The 17,022-nt window shown below is 44.7% G+C and carries 22 protein-coding genes and 1 riboswitch; of the genes, 17 read left to right on the top strand and 5 right to left on the bottom strand.

Annotated features, from left to right (window positions below):
* Window positions 1-6: 6 nt before the first annotated feature.
* Window positions 7-390, top strand: coding sequence for a tautomerase family protein (locus NYE53_RS16510; protein ID WP_339245695.1), 384 nt, complete (start codon window positions 7-9; stop codon window positions 388-390).
* Window positions 391-425: 35 nt separating this feature from the next.
* Here the strand turns inward: NYE53_RS16510 and mdtP are convergent, their stop codons facing one another.
* From mdtP to NYE53_RS16490, 4 genes are all read right to left on the bottom strand, one after another.
* Window positions 426-2,051 (bottom strand): multidrug efflux MFS transporter MdtP, encoded by a 1,626-nt coding sequence (gene mdtP / locus NYE53_RS16505; protein ID WP_339245692.1) that lies wholly within the window; start codon window positions 2,049-2,051, stop codon window positions 426-428.
* Window positions 2,048-2,515 carry a MarR family transcriptional regulator MdtR gene (mdtR, locus tag NYE53_RS16500; protein WP_042974696.1) on the bottom strand — a complete coding sequence of 156 codons (468 nt, stop codon included), beginning with the start codon at window positions 2,513-2,515 and terminating at the stop codon, window positions 2,048-2,050. The genes mdtP and mdtR overlap by 4 nt, the downstream gene beginning before the upstream one ends.
* A gap of 158 nt (window positions 2,516-2,673) precedes the next feature.
* Window positions 2,674-3,006 (bottom strand): spore coat protein, encoded by a 333-nt coding sequence (locus NYE53_RS16495; protein ID WP_003222766.1) that lies wholly within the window; start codon window positions 3,004-3,006, stop codon window positions 2,674-2,676.
* A gap of 12 nt (window positions 3,007-3,018) precedes the next feature.
* Window positions 3,019-3,264, bottom strand: coding sequence for a hypothetical protein (locus NYE53_RS16490; RefSeq protein WP_003228567.1), 246 nt, complete (start codon window positions 3,262-3,264; stop codon window positions 3,019-3,021).
* Between the two features lie 93 nt (window positions 3,265-3,357).
* Between NYE53_RS16490 and NYE53_RS16485 the strand changes: the two genes are divergently transcribed.
* Complete coding sequence (locus NYE53_RS16485) at window positions 3,358-4,266, top strand: proline dehydrogenase (RefSeq protein ID WP_339245688.1); 909 nt, start codon at window positions 3,358-3,360, stop codon at window positions 4,264-4,266.
* A gap of 24 nt (window positions 4,267-4,290) precedes the next feature.
* Here NYE53_RS16485 and NYE53_RS16480 read toward each other — a convergent pair whose 3' ends face one another.
* A complete protein-coding gene (locus tag NYE53_RS16480; protein WP_003240817.1) occupies window positions 4,291-4,437 on the bottom strand; it encodes a YuzL family protein in 147 nt (48 codons plus the stop codon).
* 174 nt (window positions 4,438-4,611) lie between these two features.
* On the opposite strand from NYE53_RS16480, the gene NYE53_RS16475 reads away from it, so the two are divergent.
* The 15 genes from NYE53_RS16475 (at window position 4,612) to sufC (ending at window position 17,011) form a co-directional block, all read left to right on the top strand.
* A complete protein-coding gene (locus tag NYE53_RS16475; RefSeq protein ID WP_339245685.1) occupies window positions 4,612-6,981 on the top strand; it encodes a 3-hydroxyacyl-CoA dehydrogenase NAD-binding domain-containing protein in 2,370 nt (789 codons plus the stop codon).
* A gap of 10 nt (window positions 6,982-6,991) precedes the next feature.
* Window positions 6,992-8,167 carry an acetyl-CoA C-acetyltransferase gene (locus tag NYE53_RS16470; RefSeq protein ID WP_327828646.1) on the top strand — a complete coding sequence of 392 codons (1,176 nt, stop codon included), beginning with the start codon at window positions 6,992-6,994 and terminating at the stop codon, window positions 8,165-8,167.
* Between the two features lie 14 nt (window positions 8,168-8,181).
* Window positions 8,182-9,966, top strand: a complete 1,785-nt coding sequence (gene fadE / locus NYE53_RS16465; RefSeq protein WP_017697188.1) for an acyl-CoA dehydrogenase FadE — start codon at window positions 8,182-8,184, stop codon at window positions 9,964-9,966.
* A 110-nt stretch (window positions 9,967-10,076) separates the two neighbouring features.
* Window positions 10,077-10,433 (top strand): arsenate reductase family protein, encoded by a 357-nt coding sequence (locus NYE53_RS16460; RefSeq protein ID WP_003222779.1) that lies wholly within the window; start codon window positions 10,077-10,079, stop codon window positions 10,431-10,433.
* Window positions 10,434-10,499: 66 nt separating this feature from the next.
* Window positions 10,500-10,883, top strand: coding sequence for a glycine cleavage system protein GcvH (gene gcvH, locus NYE53_RS16455; RefSeq protein WP_003222781.1), 384 nt, complete (start codon window positions 10,500-10,502; stop codon window positions 10,881-10,883).
* Between the two features lie 55 nt (window positions 10,884-10,938).
* Complete coding sequence (locus NYE53_RS16450; RefSeq protein WP_003228581.1) at window positions 10,939-11,175, top strand: YusG family protein; 237 nt, start codon at window positions 10,939-10,941, stop codon at window positions 11,173-11,175.
* A gap of 77 nt (window positions 11,176-11,252) precedes the next feature.
* On the top strand, window positions 11,253-11,615 hold the full coding sequence (locus tag NYE53_RS16445; protein WP_015483668.1) for a toprim domain-containing protein: 363 nt from the start codon (window positions 11,253-11,255) through the stop codon (window positions 11,613-11,615).
* 1 nt (window position 11,616) lies between these two features.
* Window positions 11,617-11,937, top strand: coding sequence for a thioredoxin family protein (locus NYE53_RS16440; RefSeq protein WP_339245678.1), 321 nt, complete (start codon window positions 11,617-11,619; stop codon window positions 11,935-11,937).
* A gap of 106 nt (window positions 11,938-12,043) precedes the next feature.
* The gene (locus NYE53_RS16435; protein WP_003228587.1) at window positions 12,044-12,388 is read left to right on the top strand and encodes an SCP2 sterol-binding domain-containing protein; all 345 of its coding nucleotides are present in this window, start codon (window positions 12,044-12,046) and stop codon (window positions 12,386-12,388) included.
* Window positions 12,389-12,502: 114 nt separating this feature from the next.
* Window positions 12,503-12,609, top strand: a riboswitch (SAM riboswitch).
* A gap of 105 nt (window positions 12,610-12,714) precedes the next feature.
* Window positions 12,715-13,740, top strand: a complete 1,026-nt coding sequence (metN, locus tag NYE53_RS16430) for a methionine ABC transporter ATP-binding protein MetN (protein WP_003242531.1) — start codon at window positions 12,715-12,717, stop codon at window positions 13,738-13,740.
* Window positions 13,733-14,401 (top strand): methionine ABC transporter permease MetP, encoded by a 669-nt coding sequence (gene metP / locus NYE53_RS16425; protein ID WP_003228593.1) that lies wholly within the window; start codon window positions 13,733-13,735, stop codon window positions 14,399-14,401. Before metN ends, metP begins: the two co-directional genes overlap by 8 nt.
* 13 nt (window positions 14,402-14,414) lie before the next feature.
* Window positions 14,415-15,239, top strand: a complete 825-nt coding sequence (gene metQ / locus NYE53_RS16420) for a methionine ABC transporter substrate-binding lipoprotein MetQ (RefSeq protein WP_003228595.1) — start codon at window positions 14,415-14,417, stop codon at window positions 15,237-15,239.
* Between the two features lie 84 nt (window positions 15,240-15,323).
* Window positions 15,324-15,701, top strand: coding sequence for a carboxymuconolactone decarboxylase family protein (locus tag NYE53_RS16415; RefSeq protein ID WP_014477920.1), 378 nt, complete (start codon window positions 15,324-15,326; stop codon window positions 15,699-15,701).
* 193 nt (window positions 15,702-15,894) lie between these two features.
* Window positions 15,895-16,032, top strand: a complete 138-nt coding sequence (locus NYE53_RS16410) for a hypothetical protein (protein ID WP_003228600.1) — start codon at window positions 15,895-15,897, stop codon at window positions 16,030-16,032.
* Window positions 16,033-16,225: 193 nt separating this feature from the next.
* Window positions 16,226-17,011: a Fe-S cluster assembly ATPase SufC gene (sufC, locus tag NYE53_RS16405; protein WP_014477918.1), complete on the top strand. Its 786-nt coding sequence runs from the start codon at window positions 16,226-16,228 to the stop codon at window positions 17,009-17,011.
* The last annotated feature ends 11 nt before the right edge of the window (window positions 17,012-17,022 follow it).

Below are 17,022 nucleotides of genomic sequence, written 5' to 3'. Positions count from 1 at the left end.
AGGGAGATGCCATTTGTACAGATTCATTTACGGTCGGGAAGAAGCGAAGCGTGGCTTCAAAAACTGAGCAGGACTATCCACCAATCGATGATTGAAGAAATCAATGTGCCGGAAGATGACTATTTTCAAGTCATCAGACAATATGAAAAAAGCGAATTTTTTTATGATCCATTTTATCTCCAAGTCGAGCGTTCTGATGAACTGATATACATTCATTTTACACTGAAACAGTCAAGAACAACTGAACAGAAAAAAGCACTTTACCGCTCAATCGCGAGCCGGATGCATTCCGATCTTGGTGTCAGAAAAGAAGATGTGTTTATCATGCTGGCCGGAAATCAGGCTGAGGATTGGTCTTTCGGAAATGGAAGAGCCCAGATGATTGAATAAAAAACCCCGCGGATTGATACCCGCGGGGTGCTCTATTAATGGGAAGGTGATTCAACGGCTTTTGCCGCTTTCTCTTTTTCTTGTTGGTCTTCCGCTTTCTTATTTGATAGCTTGATAGGTTTTAAGAACAAGGTGAATACGGCTCCGACTGCGATAAAGATCAGGCCCGTATAAAACACGCTGTGGAGCGAATCCATCAACGATGTTTTTAAAATCGGCACAATATGGGATGAGAAAGCCGCAGGGATTTGTTTGACCGCGTCCGGACTGAACAGTGATTGCAGCAGCCCTTGCGGATTTGTATCAATCATACCCTTTAGCTGGGCGGCAAACGAGCTTGCCTGTGCCGGAAGAGAGTCTAAATATGGAACCAATTTATCTGTTAATAGATTTCCTGATCTCGCATTCATTACGGCTCCCAGCATGGTAATGCCGAATGTTCCGCCGATAGAACGGAAGAATTGGCTGGATGAAGTGACAACTCCAAGCTCCTCCTTCGAAAAGCTTTCCTGTAAAGCCAATGTCAGAATCGGCATAACAAGACCCATTCCCAGACCAATAATCGCCATAAAAGATGTAGCGACAAGCTTGCTCGTGTCGAGATCCAATGTCGTTAACAGCAGGAATCCGCCGGCCATAACCAGCATGCCTGTAATGATTTGCGGTTTAATCCCGATTTTATAAACAAGCTGTCCGCCGATGATACTTGTGATAATCATAGAAATCATCATCGGTGTCATAATTGTACCCGATTCAGACGCACTTACACCGACAATTCCTTGCATAAAGAAAGGAACAAACGTAATGGCGCCAAACATACCGATACTCATAAAGAAGCCGATCAAGTTTAGAAATGTAAATGTTCTGTTTTTAAATAAATACATTGGCAGGATTGGCTCTTTTGCTTTTGATTCTACGATGATAAAGCTGACAATGCCGATCAGTGCGAGAGCGAACAACCCAAGAATCTGCCATGAATCCCATGCATAATCTTTTCCGCCAAAGCTTAAGGCGAGCAGGAGGCTGACCACACCCACAATCATTGTGAAAATACCAGCGATATCGAAGTTGATCGGCCCAGTCTGCTGGCGTCCCTGTAATCCCCTGGCAATAAAAATAACCGCAATAATTCCGACTGGCAGGTTAATATAGAAAACCCATTTCCAGTTTAACGAGTCTACAATCCAGCCGCCGATTTGCGGCCCAATCACTGAAGCCAGCCCGTAAATTGCGCCAAAGACACCTTGGAATTTAGCACGCTGTTTTCCTGTGAACAAGTCACCGATGACAATCATCGCCATCGGCATCATGATGCCTCCGCCGATTCCCTGCAGTCCACGGAAGATAATCAATTCCGTCATGTTGTTGGCCATTCCGCACAAAGCAGAAGCTGCCATGAAAATAATTAAACCTGATACATAGACAATGCGGCGTCCCAATAAATCAGCCAGTTTACCGGCAATTGGAACAACGGTTGTTGATGTTAACAAATATGCAGTTGTCAGCCAGGTCATCATGCTCAAACCGCCCAGATCACCGACAATTTTCGGCATGGCCGTTCCGACAATGGTACCGTCAAGGGCTGAAAAAAACATGGCAATAATTAAGCCTGTTATTAATAACGTTCGTTTTGATTGTTTGCCTTCTTTACTCATTTTCATCCGTTTCCTCTTTTCATGTTTTGCTTTTCATCCGTTTCTGCTGCTTGTGCGAGCTTTGCTGTAATATGCGCCGCCTGCAGCATCTCCTCCTCCGTCAAAAAGGAAAGATAGCGCGCCATAATGGCCTTTCTGCCTGCCAAAATCTCCTCGAACTTTCTGTCTCCTTCGTCAGTAAGACTGAGATCAATTACTCGCCTGTCTTTTGTGTTGTGTGTTCTGGCGATAAGATTTTTTTGTTCAAGGCGATCTGCCATCAGCGTCACCGCGCTTGGCTTCACCTCCATACGCTCGGCAATTTCAGAAATTTTGAGGCTGCCGTGTTTCTTTAGGCTGGCCAGCACAAACAGCTGCGCTGGGGTGACACCTTGTTTCTCCATGCTTTCCAGCATTTCAGGCTGTATCTTTTGAAAGAGCGCCTGAAGCGATAATTGAATATCGGACATTAACTGATCCGCACTCTTCATATTCATTTCCCCTCTGTTACATACACTGTATATATATTTTAATGACAAAATAGTTAATGCTTATTAAATATAAATAAGCGTAAATGAAAAGTCAACTGATTTTACACAAAAAAAGGATAGATGCCCGAAAGAACATCGTATCCTTTTTACTAATGTTGTTATTGCTGATAAGGAGACTGCTGCTGAATGGTCTGCTGGAATTTTTGATAGGACTGCTGCAGCTTTTGTGCATCCTCCGCTTCAACAGAATACCATCCATATTGGAACATGAGATCATATAGTTTTCTTTGCGCTTTTTGTGACTCATCAAAAATGGATTGAATATCCTGATAAAGAGACTCGTGGCTGAATTCGTGCAAAGCAGTGCAATAAGCTGTTGTCATGTATTTTTCGGTTGTCAGCAATTCGTTGACGAAATCTCTGTCATTCATTTCCGATGTTGTCGGTACAGGTGTCTGCGGGTTGCTGATTTTTTGATTTTGCTGATTCATTCTGGCGCCTCCTTATTGGATGTAGCCGGACTGCTGCTGGCCTGGCTGCAGATGCTTTAATATTCTTTGATAGTGATCATGATGCATGTGTCCGACGCGGTCGAGTTCTTGCTTTAACGTTTGATCCTGGCACTGCTGCGCCATGAAATGCGCTTTTTTCATCGCGAGCAAATTCCAGTTCAGCATGTCATTGAGATACAAATGATCCTTTGTCGAAATAACGGAAGGCGGCATTTGAGATTGCTGCTGATTATCCATTGTGATCCTCCTTTGGTTTCTGTTCATTTTATAGTTTCCTTCAGACTGGGAGTTATATACAGGTGTTTTGAAGATGACGGGGGAGGGAGTCGAATGTTGAGACATGTGTTTTTATTCTTATCTCAAAATAAAACACTTACCAAGTTCGCAAAAGCATACGGAACGCGGCTTGGAGCACGAAGGTTTGTCGCAGGGGATACGATTGAATCGGCGGTTAAGACCGTCAAAAGGCTAAACAGATCCGGTTTGTGTGCAACAATTGATTATTTAGGCGAGTATGCAGCTTCGGAAAAAGAAGCAAACCAAGTCGCAGAGGAATGCAAGAAAGCCATTCAAGCCATTGCCGAACATCAATTGGATTCAGAGCTTTCACTTAAGCTGACCTCAATCGGGCTCGATCTTTCAGAAGAACTTGCTCTTACTCATTTGCGCGCCATTCTTTCCGTTGCAAAGCAATATGATGTTGCTGTGACCATTGATATGGAAGACTATTCCCATTATGAACAGACACTTTCTATTTACAGGCAATGCAAACAGGAATTTGAGAAGCTCGGCACGGTCATTCAGGCGTATCTGTACCGGGCGGCAGAAGATATCAGAAAGATGCGGGACTTAAAGCCGAATCTCAGACTTGTAAAAGGCGCTTATAAAGAATCTGCGGCTGTAGCGTTTCCTGACAAAAGAGGCACGGACCTTCATTTTCAGAGCTTAATAAAGCTGCAGTTGTTAAGCGGGAACTACACGGCTGTCGCCACACATGACGATGACATCATTGCATTTACGAAACAGCTCGTCGCCGAACATCAAATCCCCGCGTCGCAATTTGAGTTTCAAATGCTATACGGCATCAGGTCGGAGCGTCAGAAGGAACTCGCCAAGGAAGGCTACAGAATGCGTGTGTATGTCCCATATGGAACGGACTGGTTCAGCTACTTTATGAGAAGAATTGCCGAACGGCCTGCCAATGCAGCGTTTGTGTTAAAAGGAATTTTGAAAAAGTGAAAGCAGCCGCGGGAAGCAGCTGCATTATGATTGTTCCATGTTATGTTTTTTATACTGCTGATTTTGACTTGTCCGTTTTCCGCCGCCGTAATGCTGAGTCGGACCGGCATCTCCCTTTACGCTCGCCGCGCTTACTGCCGCTGAAGACGGATTTTTTTTCTCTCGTACCATTCCCTTCACCTCCGGGCTTAAGTTGCCCGACTTTTATAGGCTTCATACAAAAAAATAACAAATTAGCTATTGAAGTCGAACCGGAAATCTTTTAAGATGAAAGAAGAAACGGGTTTCATTTTTTTTGGTCAAAAAATGAATGACTATTCATTCAATGTTCAAGGGGGATATCTCATGCACAAACACATTCGGAAGGCAGCCGTTTTAGGATCGGGGGTAATGGGTTCCGGGATAGCGGCGCATTTGGCTAACATCGGAATTCCTGTCCTGCTGCTAGATATTGTGCCGAGCGATTTGACAAAGGAAGAGAAAAAAAAGGGGCTGACGAAGGACAGTCCAGAGGTGCGCAGCAGGCTGAGCCGGCAGGCAGTGAAAAAACTGCTGAAACAAAAGCCCGCTCCCCTCACATCAGCGAAAAATACCTCCTATATTACACCGGGCAATCTGGAGGATGATGCAGAAAAACTGAAAGAAGCAGATTGGATTATTGAGGTCGTTGTCGAAAACCTTGAAGTCAAAAAGAAAATTTTCGCTCTTGTGGATGAACATCGAAAGACTGGAAGCATCGTCTCAAGCAACACATCCGGCATATCAGTGCAGGAAATGGCTGAAGGCCGGTCGGATGATTTTAAAGCCCATTTTCTTGGAACGCATTTTTTTAATCCCGCACGATATTTAAAGCTGCTGGAGATCATTCCGATTAAGGAAACGGATCCTGATATTTTAAAGTTTATGACAGCTTTCGGAGAAAATGTCCTCGGGAAAGGTGTTGTTACAGCAAAGGACACACCGAACTTTATCGCAAACCGCATCGGGACTTACGGGCTTCTCGTGACAGTCCAAGAAATGCTGAAAGGGGGTTATCAGGTCGGGGAGGTTGATTCGATCACAGGACCGCTGATCGGCAGGCCGAAAAGCGCCACCTTTAGAACGCTTGATGTGGTCGGCCTTGATACATTCGCCCACGTTGCCCGAAATGTGTATGACAAAGCTGATGGCGATGAGAAAGAAGTGTTTCGCCTTCCAAGCTTCATGAACGATATGCTGGAAAAAGGGTGGATCGGAAGCAAGGCCGGCCAAGGCTTTTATAAAAAAGAAGGAAAAACGATTTATGAGCTTGACCCAGTGACACTTACTTACGGCGAGCGGACAAAAATGAAATCACCGGCACTTGAAGCGGCAAAACAGGCAAAAGGGACAAAAGCCAAAATGAAAGCGCTTATTTATTCGGATGACAGAGCCGGCAGTTTGCTGTGGAATATCACATCTCAAACCCTGCTTTACTCAGCCGAGCTGCTTGGCGAGATTGCCGATGATATTCATGCGATTGACCAAGCCATGAAGTGGGGATTCGGCTGGGAACTGGGCCCCTTTGAAATGTGGGATGCCATCGGCCTCAGGCAGTCAGCGGAAAAGCTCGAGCAGCTTGGAGCAGATATGCCTGGCTGGATAAAAGAGATGCTGGACAAAGGAAATGAAACCTTCTACATCAAAGAGAACGGAACGGTATTTTATTATGACCGCGGCGAATACAGAGCCGTGAAAGAAAACAAAAAACGAATTCATTTACAAGCACTTAAAGAAACAAAAGGCGTGATTGCGAAAAACAGCGGAGCAAGCTTAATTGACCTTGGAGATGATGTCGCCCTTCTTGAATTTCATTCGAAAAGCAATGCGATCGGCCTCGATATCATTCAAATGATCAACAAAGGATTAGAGGAAACAGAGCGGAATTACAAGGGCCTTGTCATCGGCAACCAAGGGAAAAATTTTTGCGTCGGCGCGAATCTCGCCATGATCTTAATGGAAGTCCAAGACGACAACTTTTTGGAAGTTGATTTTGTGATCCGCCGTTTTCAGGAGACGATGATGAAGATCAAATACAGTGCGAAACCGGTCGTCGCCGCGCCATTTGGCATGACGCTCGGCGGAGGAACGGAAGTATGCCTGCCGGCGGCGCGCATTCAAGCGGCAAGCGAAGCCTATATGGGACTTGTGGAATCCGGTGTCGGCCTCATCCCTGGCGGAGGGGGAAACAAAGAGCTGTACATCAATCATCTTCGCCGCGGCCTTGATCCGATGAATGCGGCAATGAAAACATTTGAAACGATTGCGATGGCGAAAGTGTCCGCTTCTGCTCAAGAAGCTCGTGAGATGAACATCTTAAAAGAAACGGATCAGATCAGCGTGAATCAAGACCACCTGCTGTACGATGCGAAGCAGCTGGCCGCATCTTTATATGATACCGGCTGGCGGCCGCCTGTAAAAGAAAAGGTCAAGGTGCCGGGAGAAACCGGTTATGCGGCACTCTTGCTTGGCGCTGAGCAGATGAAGCTGTCCGGCTATATATCTGAGCATGATTTCAAGATCGCGAAAAAACTCGCTTATGTCATTGCGGGCGGAAAAGTGCCGTTCGGTACAGAGGTTGATGAAGAGTATTTATTGGAGATCGAAAGAGAAGCGTTTTTGAGTTTGGCAGGAGAGGCAAAATCTCAAGCGCGAATGCAGCATATGCTTGTGAAAGGTAAACCTTTACGGAATTAGGAGGGAGCTTATGAAAGAGGCAGTCATTGTGTCAGGTGCAAGAACACCGGTTGGAAAAGCAAAAAAAGGATCGTTGGCCACCGTTCGCCCGGATGATTTGGGAGCGATTTGTGTAAAAGAGACACTGAAACGGGCAGGCGGCTACGAAGGCAATATTGACGATTTGATTATTGGCTGTGCAACGCCTGAAGCGGAGCAGGGGCTTAATATGGCGAGAAATATCGGTGCGCTCGCGGGCCTGCCGTACACGGTTCCAGCGATTACAGTTAACCGTTATTGCTCTTCAGGCCTTCAGTCTATTGCATATGCAGCAGAAAAAATTATGCTTGGCGCCTACGATACAGCGATCGCCGGCGGAGCAGAATCCATGTCGCAAGTTCCGATGATGGGGCATGTTACCCGTCCGAACCTTGCTTTGGCAGAAAAGGCACCGGAATATTATATGAGCATGGGACACACAGCCGAGCAAGTCGCGAAAAAATACGGCGTCTCCCGTGAGGAACAAGACGCGTTTGCCGTTCGCAGCCACCAAAACGCCGCTAAAGCCCTTGCAGAAGGGAAATTTAAAGATGAGATTGTACCTGTCGAAGTGACGGTGACAGAAATTGGAGAAAACCATAAGCCTATGGAAAAACAGTTTGTGTTTTCTCAGGATGAAGGTGTTCGCCCGCAAACGACTGCAGACATCTTATCGACATTGCGCCCGGCCTTTTCCGTTGACGGGACGGTGACTGCGGGCAATTCCTCGCAGACGAGTGACGGAGCGGCGGCTGTCATGCTGATGGACCGGGAAAAAGCCGATGCTCTTGGCCTGGCGCCGCTTGTGAAATTCCGCTCCTTTGCGGTAGGCGGCGTGCCGCCGGAAGTGATGGGAATCGGACCGGTGGAAGCGATTCCGCGCGCTTTGAAGCTTGCCGGACTTCAGCTGCAGGACATCGGATTGTTTGAACTGAATGAAGCTTTTGCCTCACAAGCCATTCAAGTAATCAGGGAATTGGGAATTGATGAAGAAAAAGTGAATGTCAACGGGGGCGCAATCGCGCTTGGACACCCGCTTGGCTGTACGGGCACAAAGCTTACACTCTCACTCATCCATGAAATGAAACGGAGAAACGAGCAATTTGGAGTCGTGACCATGTGTATCGGCGGCGGGATGGGAGCGGCCGGTGTATTTGAATTATGCTAAAGGGGGAAAAACAAATGGCAAAAAAAACGGCTGAAGTACAAAAAGGCGGCGGATTTTTAATCGAGGATGTCACATACGATCAAATGTATACACCGGAGGATTTCACTGACGAGCATAAAATGATTGCGAAAACAACGGAGGATTACATCGAGCAAGATGTTCTCCCTCATATAGATGATATCGAAAACCATCAATTCGAGCATTCTGTCAGACTGTTGAAGAAAGCGGGCGAACTAGGGCTGCTTGGCGCCGATGTGCCGGAAGAATACGGAGGGCTCGGCCTTGATAAAATCAGCTCGGCACTCATCACTGAGAAATTTTCGCGTGCGGGAAGCTTTTCTCTTTCTTATGGCGCGCATGTCGGTATCGGTTCCTTGCCGATCGTCTTTTTCGGATCAGAAGAACAAAAGAAAAAATATTTGCCTGGACTCGCTTCAGGCGAAAAGATCGCCGCTTATGCTCTGACTGAGCCTGGCTCTGGGTCTGATGCACTTGGAGCAAAAACAACAGCTGTGCTGAATGAAGCAGGAACCCATTATGTATTAACAGGGGAAAAACAGTGGATTACCAACTCTGCTTTTGCCGATGTATTTGTGGTTTACGCCAAGGTGGACGGCGACAAGTTTTCAGCCTTTATTGTAGAAAAAGAGTTCCCGGGTGTCTCCACGGGACCGGAAGAAAAGAAAATGGGAATCAAGGGATCATCGACAAGAACCCTCATTCTGGATCAAGCTGAAGTGCCAAAGGAAAACCTGCTCGGAGAAATCGGCAAAGGGCATGTCATCGCCTTTAATATTTTAAACATCGGCCGTTACAAACTGGCGGTTGGCACAATCGGCGCATCTAAACGCGTCATCGAGCTGTCTGCAGCATACGCAAATCAGCGCCGCCAATTTAAAACGCCGATTGCTGGTTTTTCATTGACACAGGAAAAAATCGGGACAATGGCCTCAAGGCTGTATGCGATGGAAAGCTCTGTATACAGAACCGTCGGGCTGTTTGAAGATAATATGAGCCAGTTCACGGCTGAAGATCTCAAGGACGGCCGGCAAATTGCCAAATCGATTGCGGAATACGCCATCGAATGCTCTCTGAATAAGGTATTCGGCTCTGAAACGCTTGATTATATCGTTGATGAAGGCGTGCAGATTCATGGAGGCTACGGCTTTATGCAGGAATACGAAGTAGAAAGGGCCTATAGGGATTCAAGGATCAATCGGATTTTTGAAGGCACAAACGAAATCAACCGGTTAATCGTGCCAAGCACCTTCCTGAAAAAAGCGCTTAAAGGCGAGCTGCCTTTATTCGAAAAAGCGCAGTCGCTGCAGGAAGAACTCATGATGCTTATGCCTGAAGAGCCTGGAAGCGGCGTCTTAGAGCAGGAGAAATATATCGTCAAGCAAGCCAAAAAAATTGCGTTGTTTGCTGCCGGCCTAGCCGCGCAAAAATACGGAAAAGCCATCGATCGAGAGCAAGAAATTCTCGTGAACGTAGCGGATATCGTCAGCAATGTATACGCAATGGAATCAGCCGTGCTCAGAACGGAAAAGGCCATTGCCGCACAAGGCGCTGAAAAAGCAGCGCAAAAGGTGCTGTACACAGAAATTTTCGTTCAAGAGGCCTTTAACGAAATTGAAGCGCATGCGAAGGAATCCCTTATCGCAATGGAAGAAGGAGATTCACTCCGCATGATGCTTTCCGCTCTGCGCAAGCTGACACGCGTAACGCCTAAAAACGTGATTCAGAAAAAACGCGAGGCGGCGGCAGGCATTTTTGAGGCTGAGAAATATACTGTCTGATTGGCCATGAGCTCCGCATGCGCGGAGCTCTTTTTTAAGAAGCACTGTTTTAGGTTTTTAAAACAAACTGTGTTAAAATAACCTCGATTATTTTATTGAGGGGGAAGAAGATGTCGTTAACTTTTTACTGGTACCCTAAATGCGGAACGTGCCGCAAAGCAAAGAAGTGGCTTGAAGAGCATGGAAAAGAAATAAACGAAATACATATTGCTGAGCAGCCGCCAAGCAAAGAAGAATTAAAAGCGCTTTATGAAAAAAGCGGGCTGGATCTCAAGAAATTTTTCAACACGAGCGGCATGAAATACCGCGAGCTCAATCTCAAGGAAAAGCTGTATCACATGTCAGAGGACGAACAGCTCGAACTGCTGGCTTCAGATGGTATGCTAATTAAACGCCCGCTTACAACAGACGGCGAAAAAGTGACTGTCGGATTTAAAGAAGACCAATTTGAAGAAAACTGGGCTTAATGTAAATTTTTTTTGAAAAGTGTGGTATCTTCTTATTGTAGTGCTGTAAAAAATGGAGGGATTCAATTGAGCATACCAAAAGATTTGCGTTACTCAGGAGAACACGAGTGGGTAAAAGTTGAAGGAGAAAAAGCCAGAATCGGAATTACGCATTTTGCCCAGTCCGAACTAGGCGACATCGTGTTTGTCGAACTTCCTGAAGTGGGCGCTGAAATCAAAGCGGACGAGCCATTCGGCAGTGTTGAATCCGTTAAAACGGTATCTGAGCTTTATGCACCGATTAACGGAACGGTTGTGGAAGTAAACGAAGATCTTGATGACAGTCCGGAATTCGTCAACGAATCTCCGTACGAAAAAGCATGGATGATCGTCGTTGAGCCATCTGACGCTTCTGAAATTGAAAAACTGATGACAGCAGAGCAATACGAAGAGATGACACAAGAAGACTAAAACAGGATAGCCGTAAAAGCAATTGGACACGCTAACGTTATGGGAGGTGTCCAATATGGCTTTCGACAAACAAAAGCTCGATGTCACCAATGACGTGACAGGCCGCTTTCAAAATGGCCGGCTCTCGTTATATCATGATAATGAGATGATCGGCCAAATGACAAGCATGAATGAATATGAGCTTAAGTCCGGTTATTCCTTTGAAAATGAGAAATTTTATAAGACAGCCGATGTGGTCTCTGGAGACGACGCAAAATATGTAGATTGTGACTACGAAAACGGCTGGTGTTAATGTTGGCGGTGAATTTCACTGCCTTCTTTTACAATCTGAACGTTTCAAATTTGACGCGGCAGGTGAACAAGATGAAGATGGATGAGCTGGAAAAGGTTATGATTGTCGAGGGGAAATCAGATAAAGAGAAAATCGAAAGCGTCCTGAATGAGCCGGTGCGCATTATCTGCACAAACGGAACAATCAGCCAGCTGAGGCTTGAGGAATTGGCTGACGAGCTTTATGATAAAGACGTCTATATATTAGTTGATGCTGATGAATCAGGTGAGAAATTGAGAAAACAGCTGAAGCGTGAATTTAATGAAGCCTGCCATCTCCATATCGACAGAGCCTATAAGGAAGTAGCGGCTGCGCCCAGGCACCATGTCGCCTCTGTATTGCTGCGTGCGAATCTGAATGTCCATACTATTTTTCTTGAAAGAAAGTCCCGAGGTGTATAGCATGAAAGAACTCCAAGAACACGAACTTGATCACATTGAAGATGATGTGTACCTTCTATATTTATATACTCCGTTTTGCGGCACCTGCCAGCTTGCAGGCAAAATGCTGACAGTGGTGAAAGAGATGCTGCCGGATGTCGCCTTCTATCAAAACAATGTCAATTACTCTCCGACATTCGCAAAAGCGTATCAAATTGAAAGCGTCCCTTGTTTTCTGCTGTTTAAAGGCGGAAAGGTGGTCGAAAGAGGATATGCATTTCATTCCGTTTCTTATTTATATGAGCTGATCAAACAAAAATCATCTTCCGCATCCCATTTATGACATATTTCTCAGCAAATCCAATGAAATTGTCGTTCGTTTTATAAAGGGGTTCTTGCGACAAAGAGAGAAATGTGTATGTATGACCAACAAATAGGAGGTTGTACATATGGAGAAAGCGGAAGTTTTAGAGGATGAGTATCAGCATCTGTTTTTAAAACCCCTTTTGAATGCCTCAACATTGCTCATTACCTTCCAAGGAGAAGCAGAAGCCTTAACCGTCTCAATAAACGAACAGGGAGAAATGAAAAAAGTTTCTCCGCCCCAAACGTCCAACCTGACCTTTTACGGAAACCAAACGGAAATTATTGATTTATTGCACGGAGACATTTCCCTGCAGCACCTCATTCAGAGCGGAAGCCTCAAAGTAAAGGGGTCATTCAGGGCCCTGTTAAAGCTGGAAGCCATTCTCTGGCTGACAAATGGGTTTTTTCAGAGGATTTTGAAGAATTAAAAAATAATAAATTATTATAATAGTAAAAGTTGACATCATTTATTTTATTGACATTTAATCATTCGCCGTGCTATTCTACATTAAGAATTTCCGGACGAAAAAGACTATATATTTCTCTTATCAAGAGAGGTGGAGGGAAGTGCCCTATGAAGCCCGGCAACCATCAACGCTGTTGAAATGGTGCCAATTCACACGAAGCGTTCAGCTTTGAAAGATGAGAGAAAGGCATTTTATATAAGCCTTTCTGCTCAAGTGTGCAGAAAGGCTTTTCTTTTGCAGAAAAAACCGGAAGATTTCTTAGAATAGTGTTAAGGCAGGTGATTGCTTTGATCAATCTTCAGGATGTTTCAAAAGTTTACAAATCGAAACATGGAGATGTCAATGCTGTCCAAAATGTCTCGCTTTCCATTAAAAAAGGTGAGATTTTTGGAATTATAGGATATAGCGGAGCTGGTAAGAGTTCCTTAATCCGTCTGCTGAACGGCCTTGAGAAACCAACCTCAGGAACCGTGGAAGTGGCGGGAACCAAGATTAATGAAGTAAATGGACGCGGTTTAAGAAAAGCACGCCATGAGATCAGTATGATTTTCCAGCATTTCAATTTGCTTTGGTCGCGGACTGTCAGAGATAATATCATGTTTCCTTTAGAAATTGCCGGGGTGAAAAAGAGCGAGCGGATCAAGCGCGCCAATGAACTGATTAAACTGGTAGGTTTAGAAGGAAAAGAAAAATCATATCCGTCCCAGCTGAGCGGCGGGCAGAAGCAGCGTGTCGGGATTGCCAGAGCGCTTGCAAACAATCCGAAGGTTCTTCTTTGTGACGAAGCGACATCAGCATTAGATCCGCAAACGACAGATTCAATTCTGGATCTATTGTCCGATATTAATGAAAGACTCGGTTTGACGATTGTGCTGATTACGCATGAAATGCATGTCATCCGCAAAATCTGCAACAGAGTCGCCGTCATGGAAAACGGCAAGGTGGTCGAAGAAGGCGAGGTTCTCGATGTCTTCAAAAATCCAAAGGAACAAATGACAAAACGATTTGTTCAGCAGGTGACAGAGCCGGAAGAAACGAAAGAGACGCTTCAGCACCTTCTTGATGATACAGCATCAGGAAAAATGGTTCAGCTCACATTTGTCGGTGAGTCAGCTGAACAGCCTCTGATTACAGAGATGATCAGAAACTTCAATGTCAGCGTCAATATTCTGCAAGGGAAAATTTCGCAGACGAAGGATGGGGCTTACGGTTCACTGTTCATCCACATTGACGGGGACGAGGAAGAAGTGCAAAACGTGATCCGTTTCATTAATGACAAACAGGTGAAAGCAGAGGTGATCACGAATGTTTGAAAAATACTTCCCGAACGTTGATTTAACTGAATTATGGAACGCGACATATGAAACACTTTATATGACGCTGATTTCTTTACTGTTTGCTTTTGTCATCGGGGTCATCCTCGGCTTGCTGCTCTTTCTGACGAGCAAAGGAAGCCTCTGGCAGAATAAAGCGGTCAACTCTGTGATTGCGGCCGTTGTTAACATATTCAGATCGATTCCGTTCCTTATTTTAATTATTTTACTATTAGGTTTTACGAAATTTTTAGTCGGCACGATCTTAGGGCCAAACGCCGCTTTGCCGGCGCTGGTAATCGGCTCGGCACCATTTTACGCGCGCCTTGTTGAAATCGCGCTGCGTGAGGTGGATAAAGGTGTGATTGAAGCCGCTAAATCAATGGGCGCGAAAACGTCTACGATTATTTTCAAAGTGCTGATTCCGGAATCTATGCCTGCTCTTATTTCTGGCATTACGGTTACTGCCATCGCTTTGATCGGCTCAACGGCAATTGCCGGAGCCATTGGTTCAGGAGGCCTTGGAAACCTTGCGTACGTAGAAGGATATCAGTCTAATAACGCTGATGTTACCTTCGTTGCTACTGTGTTTATTTTAATCATCGTGTTTATTATTCAAATCATCGGTGATCTAATAACAAATATTATAGACAAACGATAAGGGAGGATTTACATTGAAAAAGCTATTTTTGGGTGCATTACTGCTTGTATTTGCAGGAGTTATGGCTGCCTGCGGTTCGAATAACGGCGCTGAATCCGGCAAGAAAGAAATTGTCGTTGCGGCAACAAAAACACCGCATGCGGAAATTTTAAAAGAAGCTGAACCATTGCTGAAAGAAAAAGGCTATACGCTGAAAGTGAAAGTGCTTAGTGATTACAAAATGTACAATAAAGCTTTAGCTGATAAAGAAGTGGACGCGAACTACTTCCAGCACATTCCTTACCTTGAGCAAGAAATGAAAGAAAACACAGATTACAAACTTGTGAATGCCGGTGCTGTTCACTTAGAGCCATTCGGTATTTACTCTAAAACATACAAATCACTGAAAGACCTTCCAGACGGTGCGACAATCATTCTGACAAACAACGTTGCTGAACAAGGCCGTATGCTTGCAATGCTTGAAAACGCTGGATTAATCACTCTTGATTCTAAGGTAGAAACAGTTGACGCAACATTGAAAGACATTAAGAAAAACCCGAAAAACCTTGAATTCAAAAAAGTAGCGCCTGAATTAACGGCAAAAGCATATGAAAACAAAGAAGGAGACGCGGTCTTCATCAATGTAAACTATGCGATCCAAAATAAATTAAATCCTAAAAAAGATGCGATTGAAGTAGAATCAACGAAAAACAACCCATACGCTAACATCATCGCAGTAAGAAAAGGCGAAGAAGATTCTGCAAAAATCAAAGCGCTGATGGAAGTTCTTCACTCTAAAAAGATCAAAGACTTCATCGAGAAAAAATACGACGGAGCTGTGCTTCCTGTATCTGAATAAGACTGAAACCCCGGATGAGAAATCCGGGGTTTTTTTCGCGTATTTTCCTAAAAGCTGTTCATAATAAAAAGGAATGTTAAACAGATGGAGGGATTTTCTTTGAATCAAGACAGAGGAAGCATGCAGGACGCGTTAAAACAATATAAACATGGTTTAGGCACATTTGAACAAAAGATGCCCCTGATGGGAAGAAAATTTAACGAATTTACTGAACAGTGCTTTGCCGGGAATTCTCTGACTGAAAGAGAAAAACAGCTGATCGCCCTCGGAATTGCCATCAATGCTCAGGACGAATATTGCATGATCTATCATACAAAAGGCTGTCTCGATCAGGGAGCGACAGAAGAAAACATTCTCGAAGCCGTCAGTGTGGCAGCGGCATTTGGAGGCGGCGCGGCTTTCAGCCAAGGCGTGACAGTCGTTCAACAGTGCATTGAGGAATTCGGAAACACCACGCATTAAGAGAAGGAATATTCCGAAAAACCATTCTCATTTGTTCTGAAAGGATGCTTTCGTCTCATCTGCCGCTATTTCACGCCAAATCGTTTTTGCGGCATCCAACGCAGCACTGGTACAATAAAAAGCAAATATATGAAGGGATTGATTCATTATTTGCAGCAGCCAGGACAGACTGAACCTCGATTATACGTCAGAAATGGAAAAAGCGATGCAGCTGTCACACGGAATTGGATACGAGGAATATGGACGCCGGCTGGAAACAAGAATGAAAGTAGAGCGGCAGAGAGAGCTTGATTACGAAAAAAGCAAGCGGATTTCTGCTGGAGCTTATTGAGAAAATCAATCTTTTAAAAAAGGGTGGGAATCCACTCTTTTTCTTTTTCAATCGCTTTAATAAAGTGCTGATCTTTGTTAAACTTGAGGAATGTGCAAGGCGCGATAAAAAGTTGTATTTACTTTTCATTTGTTATAAAATTAGAATGAGAATAAAATGAGAATAATGATTATATATTTTTGGAGGTATAGATATGGCTGCTTCAACATTAACGATCAAAGATCTTCACGTTGAAATCGAAGGGAAAGAGATCTTAAAGGGTGTAAACCTTGAAATAAAAGGTGGAGAATTCCACGCAGTAATGGGCCCGAACGGAACTGGTAAATCCACTTTATCAGCTGCTATTATGGGGCATCCTAAATATGAAGTAACAAAAGGCAGCATCACGCTTGACGGCAAAGATGTACTGGAGATGGAAGTGGACGAGCGTGCGCAGGCAGGCTTATTCCTTGCGATGCAGTACCCAAGTGAAATCAGCGGTGTGACAAATGCCGACTTCCTTCGCTCAGCAATCAACGCGCGCAGAGAAGAAGGCGATGAAATTTCTCTCATGAAATTCATCCGCAAAATGGACGAAAACATGGAGTTCCTTGAAATGGACCCTGAAATGGCTCAGCGCTATCTTAACGAAGGCTTCTCAGGCGGGGAGAAAAAACGCAATGAAATCCTTCAATTAATGATGATTGAACCGAAAATCGCCATCCTTGATGAAATTGACTCAGGTCTTGATATTGACGCTTTGAAAGTTGTATCAAAAGGGATCAACAAAATGCGCAGCGAAAGCTTCGGCTGCCTGATGATCACTCACTATCAGCGCCTGTTAAACTACATCACTCCGGATGTTGTTCACGTTATGATGCAAGGCCGCGTTGTAAAATCCGGCGGTGCAGAGCTTGCACAGCGTCTTGAAGCAGAAGGTTATGACTGGATCAAACAAGAACTTGGCATTGAAGACGAAACTGTTGGCCAAGAAGCGTAAGCGTTAGGGGG

The organism is Bacillus sp. FSL R5-0523 (assembly GCF_037975295.1).
In the GTDB taxonomy this organism is placed as follows: domain Bacteria; phylum Bacillota; class Bacilli; order Bacillales; family Bacillaceae; genus Bacillus; species Bacillus subtilis.
Note: the sequence above shows the minus strand (reverse complement) of the source record. Positions and strands in the feature narration are given on the sequence as shown.